The 791-nt window shown below is 38.6% G+C and carries 1 protein-coding gene; it reads right to left on the bottom strand.

What is annotated here, in order from left to right; all coding sequences use genetic code 11:
• Positions 1–219: 219 nt before the first annotated feature.
• Positions 220–791 (bottom strand): transposase (locus tag CWC14_RS15130; protein WP_138563680.1); only part of this gene is annotated, 572 nt, incomplete at its 5' end.

Below are 791 nucleotides of genomic sequence, written 5' to 3'. Positions count from 1 at the left end.
CTTATATGGACTCCCCGTTTTTTGTCAACGAAGTATTTATTAAATAAAGATTAGATGCTGGCTTATATACGGACTCTATTTGGGGAGCTACCCCTGGTCACTTTAATGTATTCGCCCCTTTATGACTTTTCTCGGTGGCGGTATTTTATACCTAGGCACGGAACAGTCTCTTAAAGGTCAGTCTTACCCTGATTTTAAACGCTCTTTGTTGACAAAAATTTAAGCCGTTAATAGCGTTGGCTGATAACATTCGTTTTTCTTTAGCATTGCAAATGCGGTTCTGATTGTTTTATTAGCCAATGCTATCGCTGCCACTTTTTTACCACGCCTTGCAATTAACTTTTTAAGCCATTCGTCTTTTTCTGTACGGCTCGCTCTTTTTACAACATGTGTGACAACAGCTAGTGCACCTTGATATAACGTGCTACGTAACTTTTTATTTGCCGATGTTCTTGAAATTGAGCCAATTCTTTCTTTGCCACCAGAGCTATGCTGAACTGGCGTTAAACCAGCGCAGGCTGATGCTTCCCGCCCATTTTTAAAGTGTTCTATACAACTAAAGTAAACTTTCAACATCATTGAACCTACAGGCCCAACACCTTCCAGTTTTTGAAGTCGCTCGCATACCTTATCATTTTTGATTTCTTCTTCAATGAGCTTTTCTAGCTCTCTAATTTCTTTCATAACACTTTTGAATTGTTCATTCATTATTTTTAGAGACGCTCTAAATGCCATAGGTACATCTAAATTTGCATCTTCGAGCAGACTTTCCACTGCATCAATCAACTTAT

This window comes from Pseudoalteromonas sp. S3260, assembly GCF_005886925.1.
Taxonomy (GTDB): Bacteria; Pseudomonadota; Gammaproteobacteria; order Enterobacterales; family Alteromonadaceae; genus Pseudoalteromonas; species Pseudoalteromonas tetraodonis.
This window is presented reverse-complemented; position numbering and strand designations above follow the sequence as displayed.